This window comes from Flavobacterium aestivum (assembly GCF_026870175.2).
GTDB classification, from domain to species: domain Bacteria; phylum Bacteroidota; class Bacteroidia; order Flavobacteriales; family Flavobacteriaceae; genus Flavobacterium; species Flavobacterium aestivum.
Map to the genome: position 1 here is coordinate 2,118,296 of NZ_CP113977.2, position 13,419 is coordinate 2,131,714.

The window sequence follows — 13,419 nt, forward strand, 5'->3', positions numbered from 1 at the left end:
AATTGTTGTGATAGGTGTACTTTTATAAAACAAAAAAACCGCTTCAGAAAAAGCGGTTTTTATTGCAATATATAAACTAACGGTATTTTTTAGAATTTATATCTTAAGCTTGTCAATACTTGACGTGGAGCGATTGGGTTTACACTGTAGTTTTCGTGTACAGTATAGTTCAACTCATTTGTAACATTTGATAATTTACAAAGGATAGAGAATTTTTTCCAAGTATAACCTGCTGATAAATCAAGAGTAGTGTATCCTTCTAATGGAATTTCTCTGTACCAAATTCCATCAGGTTTAGTAGAGTCGTATTGGTTATTCCAACCTCCGATACGGTCGCCAATATAGTTTCCTATTGCTCCAAGTGACATTCCTTTTAAGATTCCTGTTTGTAATGTATAGAAAAAGCTTAAATTGGCTGTGTTTTGAGGTGTTCTTGCTACTCTATCCCCTTCGATGAAACTTCCGTTTTTTCCAGAAGTTTCAGTATAACGCATATCATTATAACTATAACCTGCAATGATGTTTAAGCCTTGGAAAGGTCTTGCTGTAATATCAACTTCAATACCTTTACTTTTTGTTTTTCCTGTTAGCATTTTAATACTTGTGTCAGCATATGGTGTTCCGTCTGCCTGTAAAGCGGTTTGAGCTAAATTATTGTTGGCAATTTGGTAAACAGTTACGTTTGTACTTAAAACTCCTCTCCAGAAATCTTTTTTGATACCTGCTTCATATTGGTCTATGATAGAAGCTTCAATTGGTTTCAAATCTACAGTAGTTCCTGTGTTTGGTGTAAATGAGCTTGAATAACTAGCAAACAAAGACATATCTTTTGTAGGTTGGTAAATTAAACCAACTTTAGGAGAAAATGCATTGTCTAAACGTTTTGGTGTAACTGTTGGTGTAGCTTTTTCCGGATTTCCAGCACCCGTTGCTGTTTCTTTATATGTTGTAACTTCAGCTTCTTGCCATGACCAACGGATACCTGCTAATACTTTAATTTGCTCAGTAACCGAAATTAAATCTTGAAAATAGGCTCCAAAACGATTCGTTTCTGTTTTAGCAATTTGTGTTATTCTTGAGTTCGGTATATCATTTCTTTGTGTTGAAGGATCGAAATTATAAAGATTTATAGTGTCATAAAGAGTAGGATCATATTTTCCATTAATTTTTATCTGTTTCTCATTGAAGGCAAAAGTATAAGCTGTTGCAAATGAATTTTCCCAATCTGCTCCAGTAAATATTTGGTGTTTAACACTACCTGTATTGAATGTTCCTTGTAAGCTTAACTGATCTCCAAGAATTTGCTCCAAGTTTTTGTTTTGTGTTAATCCTCTGTTCCAGGTACCAGGAACTGGATATAATTTAGTGTCGTCTAAATTAGATAATTGAGCAGTAGATAATTGGGTTCTGTTGTAAGTTTGGAAAGAGCTATTGAAATTCAATTTCCAGTTTTTGTTAAAGTCGTGGTTTACCAATACCGAAGCACTTGCTGATGTCGTGTTACCAGTAGACCAAAGCGCACCGTAAAAATTGTTACGTGGTACATCTACAATCTCTTTTCCGATAATTCCTGTTCCAAAATCAGGAGTCCAATCAGCATCTAAATAATCTCCTTGAACCGTAATTTGAGTTTTATCAGTTACCAAGAAAAGCAAAGATGGATTAACATAAATACGTTCGTTTTTTACAACATCTCTAAAACTTTCTGAGTTTTCGTAAGAACCTGCAAATCGATAAGCTATATGTTTATTTAAAGGTCCGTAAAAATCAACAGATGGTTTGTAGAAAGAATAACTTCCCATTTGCATAGAAATTTCTCCACCGCTCTTGAAAGATGGTGTTTTAGTAACTAAATTCAAGATTCCTCCAGGAGCTACGTTACCATATAATAAAGCTGAACCTCCTTTAAGGAACTCAACTTTCTCTAAAGATGCTACATCAGGAATAGAACCTGAGTTATAACGGAAACCATTTTTGAACATGTTGTTGGCAGACATATCGTATCCTCTTGAGAAGAAAGATTCTTGAGCTCCACCACGGGCTGAACTTACATAAACCCCATTAGCATTTTTAAGAACTTCACTAAGACGGATTGATTGTTGTTGTTCTATGATTTCAGATCCAATTACTTGTACACTTTGTGGTGTATCCATTGGTTTTAAACCTGAACGTAAGGCTGTAACCGGTTTTTGTTGCTTATTGGCGGTTACAATAACTTCTTTTAAGTATTCTCCTCTTCTTTTTTTTATGGTATCATTAGCTGATTTTATAGTGTCTGAAGAGAAATAATAGATGTCATTATTATTTGTGTTGTTCGTATTACTTGCTGTTTCTTGGGCTTGACTATTGAAACAGAATAATAAGAAAGTTAGGGGGAGTAAAATATATTTCATTTTCTTTATTTGGAATAATTAAAAATAACTATGCAAATATAGTTTTCAATTATCGATTGACAAAGCTTATTTAGATTAAATATCAATAATATTTTAACGTTGTTTTAATAGGTTGTTTTTTAGTGTATTATGGATTGTTTTTTAATGAAATAAGTACCCTTTCTTAGTTATTGAGTAAGATAAATCTCTGTTTTTATTTCTGTAAAAATCAAAACATCGTCTTCAGAAAGAAGATGAGGCTGTTTTTTATGTCATTTTATGCTAAAAAGATCACTGACGTATTGCATAAAACTGACATATTAAAAAAAACGCTTATAACAGATTATGAAAATCATGCTAAAAGCGTTTTTCAGTGCCTCCCTTTTTATGGTAGCTTTCAAAAAAGGTTTTGTCTGGACAATAGGTTGGGCTTATTTTGTGGGAACGGATTTCAACCTGTTCCATTTTATTTTTTTGTTTTTTAAATTTTTAGATTTTACTACTTTTCCATCATCAGTAATCATCAGGCAGCTATATCCGGGGAATTGGTTGAGTAAGTTTAAGCCAGCTGTTTTTCCTAACACCATTAAGGAGGTACTTAAACCGTTTGCTGTTTCTGCGTTGGGACCAAAAACGGTGACACTACAAAGTCCTGTTGCAGGATATCCCGTTGCAGGATTGATAATGTGTGAATAGCGTTTACCATCAAAAACAACAAACTTTTCATAGCTTCCTGATGTGGTTACAGCCTCTTGCCCTAACGGAACAATCGCTAAAAGGGTGTCTGGATGAAAGGGATTTGTAATACCGATATTCCAATTCTTTCCATTAGGTTGTTTTCCCCAAGTGCTCATATCTCCGGATCCGTTTACAATTCCGGCGTTGATTCCTTTTGCGAGCATCATGTCCCGACATTTGTCGGTGGCATATCCTTCACCAAGGGCACCAAACCCAATTTTCATTCCTTTCAGTTTTAGGAAAATGGTAGACTGAACGCTATCTAAAACTATGTTTTTGTAGCCTACTTTTTCTACTGATTTTTTAATGGCCTCCGCAGAAGGCATGCTTGTCATTGATCCGTCAAATTTCCAGATTCTGTCCATTGCCGCAAAACTGATATCAAAACTTCCATTGGTAATTTCAGAAAAATGAATGGCTCTTTTGGTGAGTTCAAAAACTTCTTTGTCGACTTTCACTGGACGAATACCGGCATTTTGGTTTACTTCGGATATTTGTGTGTTGGGTTTCCAATCGGATATTAAATATTCGATTCGGGTGATTTCGGCAATAACGCCATCTATATTTTGTTCTGCTTCAAGCGAATCTTTTGCTACAATAGTAATGTCAAATCTACTTCCCATAAGCAGGGTTGTTCTTTTTCGTAAAACTTGACTGTTGCTGGAAATACTACATATTAGTAAGCTGAAAAATAGAAATTGTTTTAGGTTAAAAATGTATCTCAACTTCATAATATATAGGTTGTGTTATGCTTAATGTTTTTTCGGTTCTACACTCAATCGTGTGGGTTTTAAAAATTAAAAATTTAATTTTTCTTTGCACCATTAAGTTATTAAGATTCATTAAGCCCTAGAAAACTTAATCTTTCTTAATCTCTTAATGGTGATTTTTTTTCTTTCTTACTCACACAATTCATGGTAGAACCATATTTTCTGCTTTGATTTTGTATTATCTGTGAAAATCTGCGTGCTAATTTTTTTACGCAGATTTTCAAAGATTTCCGCAGATTCTGTTTCGACTGTTGGGATGTTTTTTTTACTTTTTTGGATGTCGGGAAAAAATAAAAAATGTTTTCCTTTAGCTCTGTTGTCCTTTGTAATCTATCCTAAAAATATCAAATCTTTCTGCTTCAAAAAAACTTAATAACAATCGGTTAGTATTTGTCCGTTTGCTTTATAATCTGAAATAGACATAGATGTTTTTGCCAAACATAATTCATTAAGGACAGATTCAACATCCTTTTGCATAGCAAGTGATCCGCAAATCATTATAACTCCTCCGTGCATGAGTAAATCTGTAAAAAAAGTGGCATCTCGTTTTATAAGATCCATCACATGATAATGTTCTGCTTCGCGTGATAAAGCCAGATGGAAACTTTTGAGTTGCTGTTTTTGAATACTTTCGGCGGTAAATTTTTTATATCCCAAAACGGTTTCGGTTTCTTTTCTAAAACCTGAATACAAATGAACTTCTGTCTTTTTCTTATTTTGCTCAATCATTCCAAGGAAAGGAGCGATACCCGTTCCGTTTGAAATAAGAGCTACTTTAGGAGCCTTTTCCGGAAAGTGGAAAGTGGCATTCCTGATGATTCGTGCTTTTATAACAGTGCCAGGTTCAACACTATATAAATAACCTGAGCCTAAGCCTGAAGGATGCAGTTTTACCACTAATTGTATGTTGCCATTGTGATTGCCAATAGAGTAGAGGCGTTCTCTGGTGTCATTTGCCGGATAAATGGCCAAGAGATCACCTGAACTAAATTTGGTTCTCATACTGGCGCGTAACGTGAGTAAAAATGTATGTTCAGTCTCAGAAATGGCAGTTTTGTCAAGTATCATAAGTTTCTGTAAACCTTTTGGAACATGATTGTATAGAGATGGAGTGGTAGAGAGTGCAAGACCTGTTTTCTGGCTCCATAATTTTACCCAATTAACAAATTCTTCGGCAGATTTGTCATTTACGGTTTGTAATTCTAAGATAGGTTCTGCCCAATTCTGTTTTGCTAATAGAGCATCAGCTTCACGCGCAAAACCACAGAAATCTGGATACGCCTTCGAACCAAAACCTACTACGGAAACATTGATTTTTTGCTGTTGCTCGGTTTTGTTGACCAATGATATAAATTTATTTCCATTAGATGGGGCATCTCCCAATCCGTGTGTTGAAGTAAATAGGATGAGGTGTTCCGCTTTTGGATAAGCTGAATAATTATTCAATTCAGTGATGAAAACTTTTTCTCCGTGGGCAATCAATTGCTTGTGAATAGCATTGGCAAATCGTAGCGAACTACCATTCTCTGATCCTACCAGCAAAATGAATTTACTTTCATCGGCCTTGTATTTGTTTTTAATACGACTCGATCTTCTCTTTAGCGTCATTGCAAAACCGGAGTAGATAAAAAACAGAATGTTTAAACATGCTATTCCTAGTATTATAGCCCAAACAATACTTGCTCTACCGGTATGCAAGTCAAGACTCAAATCCGATAGTAGTGCTGTCATCGGAAAAAGTTTTTCACTTACAACAGTTCCCGAAATTTGATCGACTTCAATTTCTCGGTCTTTTAGTTTAATGATATAATATTCCTCTGGATCGTCAGAGAATGGAAATTCAATTTTGTCAACATCAGCTAGAAGGATGCTATTAAAAACCGATGTTTCAGCCTCTTTTTTTGAAATAGGAGCGGTCTTTACCATTTCAGTTTTTTGATCTGAATCTGTTTTTGGTATGAAAAAATTAAATTTTTCCAATGTCAAATACGTTCCGGTAAGTGAAATTATTAGGATGGGAATCAATGCTAATCTACCCAATAGAACATGGTAGTATTGAGCAAAATAATCTTTGATGACTTTAGAAAAGAAATTGCGTAAACCTCTTTGTCTGTTAATAACGAGAGCAAAACCAGAAATAGATATTAAAACCAATATAAACGAAATAAATCCGGTAAAAAATCGCCCAGCTTCCTTTAGAAATAATGAACGATGAAGCGAGGTGACCCACTGAATGAATTCACTTTTTTTTATGGGTGTGCCTAGTGTTTTTCCTGTTCTTGGGTCAATATAGGAATTGATATCATTGTCATCTTTATCAATAGCCTGTAATGTTACAAACTGATTGTGATCAATGCTTAATTCGGTTATTTCAGGATAGATTTTTTTTAGGACAGGCAAGGTTTCTCCCAACGTTATTTTTTCGAAATTTTCGACTTTGTATGGTGGCGTTTTCTCCTGAATTGCATCTACCGCAAGTATAGTACCGGTTACGGATGCCAATATTAAAAACAAGGATGAAAACACTGCCAGAGCTAAGTGTGTGTATCGCCAGAAAGAAAGAGTCATTGATGATGATTTTTTTTAATATTTTACCATATAAGGCATATAAGTTTTGTTGCTTTTTTATAAAACGTACATGACTTAATGGTTGTGAATAATAAAAACGATTGCTGTTAAAATGTTTACCACATAAGGCAAATAAGAGCATATAAGTTAGTTTTTACAAACCCTTAAATGACTTTATTTGCCTTATATGGTTAAAAACAAAAGCTATCTGTTTTTAGATTTTATTCAATCTTACGTATCGGATGTACCCTTTACCTTCTGTTTTTTCTGCCATTGCTTCTGTCGTGAGGGGGATTTCTAAATCGGCTGTGTAGTATTTATTGTCTTCAACAGCAGTTTCAAAACGCAATTTATATCCTTTGTTTATTTTAGAATCTTCTATTTCTAATGTAGTTGTGCTACGGTCACCACCTGTTACAGAAGCGCCTGTTTTGGCACTGATATCGGTAGGTTTTTTTGAATAGAATTTATGCCATTCTTTAAGGGTTTTGTACCATTTTTTATCATCTCCCATTACGTATAGGGTTTTGTCATAATCGCCTTTGGCATTTACAATCGATACTACGATGTAAGCTCCTTCTCCCATATAGTTTGACATTTGGAGCATGCATTTGTATTTACTGGTTTGTGCTGTGGCTTGGAAAGATAAAAAGAAGATTAATGCAGCTGTTAAGGCTATTTTATGTATTGACTTCATATTTAATTATGAGTTATGAATTATGAGTTATAAGTTTTGAGTTTTTAGCTTACGGCTTACGGCTTAAAGCTTACAGCTATTCAGCTATTATTTTAAAAATTCTATAGATACGTTATTTTTTGATAAAGACTCATTTTCTTTTGCCAAGGTATAAACACTTTCGTCAAATTCTGTGTTTATGTCTTTTTTGGCACCAATAGATAATAAGTATTTTAAGATAGCGTCGTCTTTAGAAATCATTGCTGCTTTGTGTAAAGCGGTTAAACCATCTTTGTTTTTAAGGTTTATATCGATTTTCAAGTCGGCAATTTTCTTTAGCAAAGCTAAATCATTTTTGGTTATAGCCAAATGTAATAGTGTGTTACCGTCCTTTTGAGGAGCGGCCAGATCTAATCCTTTACCTTGAAGTAATTGTATTTTAGTACTAAAAGGATCTTGTTTTTGACCTTCAGGACCACGATTCATTTGTGGTCTGTAAGATTGTATCAGATAAGCTCCTAGATTATTTCCTTCTTTGTCAGTAACCATAACATCAGCACCTTTATTCAAAAGTAGTTCTACTGCACTTGGAGTTCCGGATTTAACTGCAATTGTTAGTGCTGATTCTCCTTTTTCGTTTTGAGTGTTGTAATTTTTTACAATTGGTAATAATTGTTCTAATGCTGTAGTCTCTTTTGCGGAAGCGGCAACCATTAATGGAGTGTTTCCTTCGTTATCCGCTTTATTTGCATCTACTCCTTTAGCCAAAAAGTAGTTAATAATCTCGGTTTGGTTTGGTTTGTTTGCCAGAAAATGAAGTACTGTTTCTCCAGTTTTGCTGGTTGCAGTTGGTTTTATTTTCAAATCTTCAACTAAGTATTTATAGGTTTCAAGAGTATTTGTTTCTCTGCGGTTACCTTGTGCTGCTATAATTAGTGCGTTATCTGTGTATTTTATTCCTTTGTCCAATAACGTTTTTAGCAAAGCAATATTACCAGTTCTTGCGGCATAGTTAAAAGCGGTATTGCCATTATTATCTATGTCTTTAAGAGACATTCCTTTAGAAATAAAATAGTTGGTAAGCGTAAGGTCTTTGTCATACGGTATAGCCATAAGCAGTAGGTTTGCACCATCCTGATATTTTTTCTTTGGGTCTATTCCGGCTTTAAAAAGTGCGTCATAAACTGCAGTGTTTTTTTGTCCGCTACTGGCAGCTGCTGTGATTGGGTAACTACTGTGACTATCTTCTAAATTAATATTTGATCCTTTTGCAATAAGGTATTCAACGATTTCCAGATTACCTTTTGCGGCAGCCCAGTGAAGATAAATACGATTATCGTGAGTTGATTTATTAACTCCATTTCCGGCTTGTTCCAATAAAAATTTTATGGTGGCGTTTGGGGCATCATTATTTATAGCGAGAACAACTGGGTCAAATGCTCTGTCATTAGACTCAGATGGATTGTTTCCTTTTGCTATTTCTGCTTGTACGGCGGTTACATCTGGAGTTGTTTTCCAGAATGATTGCTCCAAAAGCGTATTTTTTTGTTGCGCACTAACGAATAAAGTGGCTAATAGGGAAAATGAAATAAAGAAATTCTTTTTCATATATGTAAAATTTATTAGTAGTCTAACGGGTAATATATTTATTCGATTAATCAATTTCTAAATCAGTCCCGGCACTATTGATTAGTTATTTTGAAGGATTATTTAGATTGAATAAAAATAGTGCAAATATAGAAATTAATATTACAATGACGCATTATTATTGCCCTTTAAAGAGGTGATTATTTAATGTTTTTTAATTTTTTTGTGGATTTTTTTATTTCAGGACTTTCTGTACTATTTCTAATTCAAAGAAGTATAACGATTTTTTGAAATCCGCCATTTGGACAATAAAAAAACAGAAAGGTTTAAAGTAGTTACTCCAAACCTTTCTGTTTTTTTTATATTAAATGATGCGCCTAAGCGATTGTTGTATTTTTCTTTTTTTTCTTTCGTCCCCACCAAACATAGAATCCGGTAATAGGTAGAGTTGCAATAAGCAAGCTGATTAAAAAAGCAAATATTTTTCCGGGAAGTCCTAATACTGCTCCTGTGTGAATGTCGTAATTCATACGCATTAGTTTATCGGCAGTGGCAGCATTTTTATATTTTCCGTAAATGTGTTCGACCTCTTTTTCTTCTAATGTATATTGGTCAAAATAACGGTAATCAGTTTTCCAGTGGGTCCCTTCGTCTGGATTGGCATTGGCTGCAATTGCCGTACTGTCATTTTCTGGCGGATGTACCTCGATAGATTTTGCATGTGGATACTCTTTTTGCATTTGAGCCCAAACTTTATCCAATGGTTTACTTGGAGGAACTGTTTTCTTGGTAGAAACCGGGTCTTGATAAACCAATGATTTTTCGCCACCAATAACAGTATAATAAGAGTACGCAAACCATTGAAATCCCCAAACTAAACCCGTAATGGCAAAAATAAGAGCTATTAGAAGCACATAAAAACCAGTGATATTATGTAAGTCATAGTTTTTGCGTTTCCATTTTGTTTCTTTTTTCCATCTGAATCTAAAGCGTTGCTTGGTCGCATTTTTATTTCGGGGATACCAAAGGTAAAGCCCCGAAAGTAATAGAACTAGGAATACTAATGTTGCAGTGGCAACCACAATTTGCCCTATTTCTGGAGGTAGCCAAAGGTAGAAATGTCCGTCGAGGATGAATCTGAAAAATCCTTCGTCCATATTCGCGGTTTCCAGTACTTTACCAGAATAGGGATTTAGGTATACTATGTAATAATAAGTTGGTTCGTAATGAAAGAATATGGCTTCTGCAGATTTTTCGGCACCATTATATTTAATCGCATGAAGGGATTTACCGGGAAGTTCTTTTCTGGCAATCTGTTCCAACTGAGAAGGAAGGAGGAAGGGCTGGTTTTGTTTTTCGACAAAACGATATTCTTCTGTACTATTTTGAATTTCCTCCTGAAAAGCATACAAACAACCTGTAATGGCAAGTATAAAAACAATTATGCCTGAAGATAACCCCAGCCATAAATGTATTTTTCCTATCCTTTTTTTTAGACTCATCTTTATAAAAATAAAATTAAATAAACTCCACTATTTTCAAGTGGAGTTTATTTGCGGTTTTAGTAATGCTTAAAATTTATAACTAACAGATAAACGAACGTTTGTTCCCGGTTCTGCTTGCCAATAGAAATATGAACCTGAGTATTTACCACCTGAGTATAAATATTGGTTTAATATGTTGTTGACAATTACATTATAGGTCATTTTTCCTTTTTGGTAGGTAACTCCTCCGTCTAAACGGAAATAATCAGGCAAATTTGTAGATTGATCATTAGAGACAAACCATGGAGATCTATCTACTTGATATTGGTATCCTAATGAAAGACCTAGTCCGTTTAGGGCACCTTGATCCATTTTATAATTCAACCAAGTATTTTGAATATGTCTTGAGGTTCCAGCAACTTGAGTTCCTACTAATGCTGGATCTGTGTCTTTAGTTACTTTAGCTTCTGTAAAAGCATAGTTCATAACAAGGTCTAGGTTTTTAAAAATTTCTCCTCTAACATCTACTTCAACACCTTTTACTTTTTGTTCTCCGCTTTGTCTGCTGTACTGAATTGCTCCTGTAGAATGTTCAGGATCTGCAGTCAAGATGTTTTTGTTTGTAATTTGGTAAACTGCAACAACAGAGTTCCATTTTCCGTTCATCCAATCTCTTTTGAAACCCAACTCAAGATTATTTCCTGTTTGGGGATCAAAACTTTTGCCTTGCCAATCTGTTCCGTAATTTTCATTAAACGATTGATCGCTCACAAAATAAGCAGCCGTGTTTTTGTTTAAAGAATAACTTACTCCAACACGAGGTGTAAATTTGCTGTCTTTGAAAGAACCAGAATAAGGGTTTGATGTTTTTAGAGTGGTGTATCTACCAGCAAGTGTCAAGCGAAGTTTATCTTCGAATAAGCCAAGTTCATCTTGCATATAAAAAGCATTGTAACCATTGTGGTACTGAACGCCTCTTTCTTTTATATTTCTGCTTCTGTCAAAATTTGGCATTGCAGATGCAGGAACATTTCCGTGAATAGGATTGTAAATATTAAACGGAACTATGTTTCCGCTGGCATCATACCCATTAAGCGCAGCTGATTGACTCCAGTCATGGTAGTACATTTTATCACTCATATCAATTCCTCCTAGGATTTTGTGTGTGATAGATCCTGTTTTTTCTTCTCCGTTTACAAAGAATTGTCCAGTTTTGGTTAATCCTAAAATATCCCAAATAGAAATTCCACGATTTAAGATTTCATCATTTCCTGGAGTAAAACCAGGCCATTGTGGCCACATAGACATTCCTTCTTGTTTGTAATTAAAGTAAGAAGCTTGTCCTGTAAATTTCCATTTGTCATTTATTTTATGGTCTATGATTGCCAAAATGCTTTGGTCATCCATGTTGGTAGGCTTAAAGTTTGGCTCACCAGTGGTAAAACTTTTTGGTAAATCAGCATATCCTCTGTTTGAGAAGACATAGTTTGATCCTATAATGTTTACTTGAGAAAATTGTTTGGTGTATTCTAGCGTAATCGAAGTGTTATCATCGACTAAGTATTTTAAAACTGGTGCAATCGAGTAACGGTTGTTGTAGTCAAAATCACGGTGACTTCCTTTGGCTTGTCCCATAACATTAATGCGGTACAATAGTTTTCCGTCTTTAGAAAGTTTTCCGTCAAAGTCCAAAGATGCTCTGTACATATCAAAACTTCCTAACGAAATATTAGCTTCACCTTTTGTGCGGCCACTTGGCTTTTTTGTAACAACGTTGTAAAATCCGCTAGGGTTTCCGTTGGCAAGCATAAATCCAGCTGGACCTTTTACAAATTCTATACGTTCTACCATACTCATGTCCTCTGTCAATGGACCCCAAGTTGTACTCACGTTCATACCATTTCTAAAAGCCGATACTTGACTTCCTCTCATAAATATATTGGCATAATTATCCCAATGTTCTACTCTAGTGGCACCACTTACGTTGCGGGTTACACCTTCGAGCATATCGAAAATTTGTTGATCCTGAATTAATTTTCCAGTGATAACCTGAATGTTTTGCGGAATTTCTATGATAGGAGATTGTAACCTAAGGGAAGAAGATATACGGTTGGTTTTGAAAGCACTTTTGTTACTTAAAACCACTACTTGATTCAACTCTGTATTAGATAATGCGAGGTCAATGTTTACAGTTGCAGTTTCGCCAGATACAACGCTTACGTTTTGTTCTACATCATTATAACCAACCAAGGATACAATTAGTTTGTAGTTACCATCTGGAACTTTTGTGATGGCAAAAATACCGTTATTATCGGCAATGGTTGTTCTGTTTAGCTCTTTGATAGTGATAGAAACACCTTCGGCTGGTTTGTTATCACTGGTTTTAACGGTTCCTTTTATGCTCCCGGTTACTTGGGCAAAAATTGTTGCCGAAAAAAGGAGAAATAGGCATGTAAGTAATTTAAGTTGGGGGAATTGTTGATTCATGTATTTCATGTTTGAAAGTGAAAAGTTTAAAATAATTATTGCTATTTAGAATAAATAAGAATAATGCAAATGTAAAAATTTAACTTTATTTAACAGTTTTTATTTAGATTTATTATAAATTAAATTACAAATACCTGTTTTTGAGTATTTTAATGCATAAAAAAAGCCTTGCTTCGTATGGCAAGGCTTTTCTTATGTATAAAAAAGTAAGTTTTTACTCTGTTTTTTTGTTCTGTTTTTTCATTCCAAATTTCTCAGAGCTTGGTTTTCCGAGTTGGATTCCTGAGATTTCGGCAACCAAACTATCTTTGCTAATTTGAGTATAAGTGATTTTTTGTGGATAATCGTGTTTAGGATTTTCGAAAACCAATTTTTTATCTGTTGATGAAGTCATGTTAAAAGTAACAGGTTTGTCATTATTTTGACCTTTTACAGTGGCTATATAAAATAATTCTTCTCCTTTTTGTTGTAATGTTATGGTTTCAGAATGCAAAGTGTCATTCTCTTTGATAAAAAATGATTCGGCTTGAAAAGTACTGTCATTAAGACGTTTCCAGTTTTCAGAAAGTACGCCTTCATCTACTTTATTTTCCCATTCCCCAAGTAGCCAATTGCTTTTTTTAATTATTTCCTTCTCGTTTGATTCTGAATTTTTACAAGAAACAAATGCTATCAAAAGTAATATAAGTGTTGTTTTTTGAAACATTGGTATAGATATTTGGTGTTATTTCTAAACG

At 34.5% G+C, this 13,419-nt stretch carries 8 protein-coding genes; all 8 read right to left on the bottom strand.

Annotation, left to right across the window (positions count from 1 at the left end; all coding sequences use genetic code 11):
- Positions 1 to 89: 89 nt before the first annotated feature.
- The 8 genes from OZP08_RS09130 to OZP08_RS09165 all read right to left on the bottom strand — a co-directional run bounded on the left by OZP08_RS09130 (position 90) and on the right by OZP08_RS09165 (position 13,388).
- Positions 90 to 2,393: a TonB-dependent siderophore receptor gene (locus OZP08_RS09130; protein ID WP_281323540.1), complete on the bottom strand. Its 2,304-nt coding sequence runs from the start codon at positions 2,391 to 2,393 to the stop codon at positions 90 to 92.
- Between the two features lie 410 nt (positions 2,394 to 2,803).
- Positions 2,804 to 3,733, bottom strand: coding sequence for an FAD:protein FMN transferase (locus tag OZP08_RS09135; protein ID WP_349293472.1), 930 nt, complete (start codon positions 3,731 to 3,733; stop codon positions 2,804 to 2,806).
- 516 nt (positions 3,734 to 4,249) lie between these two features.
- Positions 4,250 to 6,448, bottom strand: a complete 2,199-nt coding sequence (locus tag OZP08_RS09140; RefSeq protein ID WP_281323542.1) for a PepSY domain-containing protein — start codon at positions 6,446 to 6,448, stop codon at positions 4,250 to 4,252.
- A gap of 214 nt (positions 6,449 to 6,662) precedes the next feature.
- Positions 6,663 to 7,145 carry a DUF2271 domain-containing protein gene (locus OZP08_RS09145; protein ID WP_268849322.1) on the bottom strand — a complete coding sequence of 161 codons (483 nt, stop codon included), beginning with the start codon at positions 7,143 to 7,145 and terminating at the stop codon, positions 6,663 to 6,665.
- Positions 7,146 to 7,232: 87 nt separating this feature from the next.
- Positions 7,233 to 8,732, bottom strand: coding sequence for an ankyrin repeat domain-containing protein (locus tag OZP08_RS09150; protein WP_268849323.1), 1,500 nt, complete (start codon positions 8,730 to 8,732; stop codon positions 7,233 to 7,235).
- 356 nt (positions 8,733 to 9,088) lie between these two features.
- A complete protein-coding gene (locus tag OZP08_RS09155; RefSeq protein WP_281323543.1) occupies positions 9,089 to 10,213 on the bottom strand; it encodes a PepSY-associated TM helix domain-containing protein in 1,125 nt (374 codons plus the stop codon).
- A gap of 69 nt (positions 10,214 to 10,282) precedes the next feature.
- Positions 10,283 to 12,682 (bottom strand): TonB-dependent receptor, encoded by a 2,400-nt coding sequence (locus OZP08_RS09160; RefSeq protein WP_281323544.1) that lies wholly within the window; start codon positions 12,680 to 12,682, stop codon positions 10,283 to 10,285.
- 214 nt (positions 12,683 to 12,896) lie between these two features.
- Positions 12,897 to 13,388 (bottom strand): DUF6265 family protein, encoded by a 492-nt coding sequence (locus tag OZP08_RS09165; RefSeq protein ID WP_281323545.1) that lies wholly within the window; start codon positions 13,386 to 13,388, stop codon positions 12,897 to 12,899.
- Positions 13,389 to 13,419: the final 31 nt, after the last annotated feature.

Excerpts from the sequence above, each read along its gene's own strand:
- OZP08_RS09130 (WP_281323540.1), bottom strand. The coding sequence starts at position 2,393 with ATGAAATATATTTTACTCCCCCTAACTTTCTTATTATTCTGTTTCAAT.
- OZP08_RS09135 (WP_349293472.1), bottom strand. The coding sequence starts at position 3,733 with ATGGGAAGTAGATTTGACATTACTATTGTAGCAAAAGATTCGCTTGAA.
- OZP08_RS09140 (WP_281323542.1), bottom strand. The coding sequence starts at position 6,448 with ATGACTCTTTCTTTCTGGCGATACACACACTTAGCTCTGGCAGTGTTT.
- OZP08_RS09145 (WP_268849322.1), bottom strand. The coding sequence starts at position 7,145 with ATGAAGTCAATACATAAAATAGCCTTAACAGCTGCATTAATCTTCTTT.
- OZP08_RS09150 (WP_268849323.1), bottom strand. The coding sequence starts at position 8,732 with ATGAAAAAGAATTTCTTTATTTCATTTTCCCTATTAGCCACTTTATTC.
- OZP08_RS09155 (WP_281323543.1), bottom strand. The coding sequence starts at position 10,213 with ATGAGTCTAAAAAAAAGGATAGGAAAAATACATTTATGGCTGGGGTTA.
- OZP08_RS09160 (WP_281323544.1), bottom strand. The coding sequence starts at position 12,682 with ATGAATCAACAATTCCCCCAACTTAAATTACTTACATGCCTATTTCTC.
- OZP08_RS09165 (WP_281323545.1), bottom strand. The coding sequence starts at position 13,388 with ATGTTTCAAAAAACAACACTTATATTACTTTTGATAGCATTTGTTTCT.